The following is a 1,653-nucleotide window of genomic DNA, read 5'->3' on the forward strand; positions in this document are numbered from 1 at the left end:
CTGCAGGGCGGCGGCCTGGCCGTCACCCTCAACGACGCCCCGCCGAACGCCACCGCGCGCGCCGCCGCCCGCCCCGCCGCGTCGAAGTCCCGCAGCGCCTTCGCCAGCCGCTCCGACTGCATCCCCGCCGCGAGCGAGCGGGCCAGCGCCGCGGTGCGGGCCGCCTCCCGCTGGTCGCCGAGCCGCCGGTGGGTCTCGGCGAGGCGCACCATCAGCAGCGCCTTGGAGCGCGCCCGCCCCGGCCCGAGCCCGGCGACGGCCTCGGCGAGCAGTCCCTTCGCCATCCGGTGCTGGCCGAGCGCGAGCCGGGCCTCCCCCACCATCCCGGCGAGGGAGGCGCGGGCCTCGTCGGTGCCGGGCACGCCGTCCAGTTCGGCGAAGGCCCGGGCGGCGGCGGCCTCGGCCCGCTGGGCCTCGTCGCGGCGGCCGTGGGCGCGGGCGAGCCGGCCGAGCTGGCGGGCCCGCCCGGTGGGTCCGAGCGCGGCGCCGTGGGCCTCCAGGGCGGTTTCGAGGGCGGAGACGGCGTCCAGGCCGCGCCCGCCCGGGCCCTGGGTGGCGAGCACCATCAGTGCGCCGAGCACGGCGACGCCGAGCCGGGGGTCGCCGCTGACGTGGGCGGCGCGCAGCGCGGCGACGAAGGCGCGCTGGGCGGCCGCGTCGTGGCCGAGGTCGTACGCGGCCCAGCCGGCGAGGCGGGCGAGTCTGCTGGCCGTGCCGTACAGCTCGCGGCCGAGCCGTTCGTCGTACGCGCCGAGTTCCAGCAGCTTGGCGAGCATGGCGAGTTCGGCCCGGGTGGGGCCGAGGACGAGGCCGCCGCCGCAGGAGCGTTCGAGTCGCTGTTTGCTGCGGTAGGACAGGCCGAGTTCGCCGACGAGTCCCGGCTCGACGCGCAGGGCGCCTTCGCCGCCTCCGACGGGTGGTGGCGGGGAGGCGAGCCGGGCGGCGGCCTGGTCGAGGTCGGCGTTGCGGAACAGGTCGGTGAGGCGGACCGGCCCGGCGTCGGTGGCGGCCTCGCGCAGCGCGGTCTGGGCGGTGTCGGCGGTCCACGGGTCGGTGAGCAGCCGGGGCGAGAGGATCTTGGCCCCGCGGTGGCCGCCCATGCGGCCCCAGAGCTGTTCGTAGGTGACGGCGATGCCGAGGGTGCGGCTGAGCACCTCGCAGACCGCCTGGTCGTGCGGGCTGCGGGGCACCATGCCGCGGTCGCGCCACTTGTACGGAGCGGTGGAGCTGATGGCCAGGCCGGGCGGCAGGGCGAGGCTTACCTCGCGGGCGAGCCGTTCCGGACTCCAGCCGAGCTGGTGGAGTATCCGGGCCAGTTCCTCGTTCCGCCTTCGCTCCAGATCGGCCATGGCACGACGGTAGCGGGATTCCCGGCCGTCCTGCCGGTCGCACCGGTGAAACGGCGAAGAGCCGCCCCCCGTTTCCGGGAGGCGGCTCTCGAATGCTGTGGAGCTATGGGGAATTGAACCCCAGACCTCTTGCATGCCATGCAAGCGCTCTACCAACTGAGCTATAGCCCCTTGACCTGCGATGTCACCGGGGTTTCGGTCGTTTCCTTCCGGTTTCCCTGGCGACATCGACTACTTTACACGGTCCGGGGCGTGCTCCAGAAATCCGTTTCCCGAGGCCCGCGACCAGGCCCGCGACCAGGCC

Annotated in this window: 1 protein-coding gene and 1 tRNA gene; both read right to left on the minus strand. The window is 75.4% G+C overall.

What is annotated here, in order from left to right:
• A partial coding sequence (locus tag OP86_RS32365; RefSeq protein ID WP_033334427.1) for an NsdA family TPR-like regulatory protein occupies window positions 1-1,349 on the minus strand: 1,349 nt, incomplete at its 3' end.
• 98 nt (window positions 1,350-1,447) lie between these two features.
• Window positions 1,448-1,520, minus strand: a tRNA-Ala gene (locus OP86_RS32370).
• Between the last annotated feature and the right edge of the window lie 133 nt (window positions 1,521-1,653).

Source organism: Streptomyces novaecaesareae, from assembly GCF_000716875.1.
GTDB lineage: Bacteria > Actinomycetota > Actinomycetes > Streptomycetales > Streptomycetaceae > Kitasatospora > Kitasatospora novaecaesareae.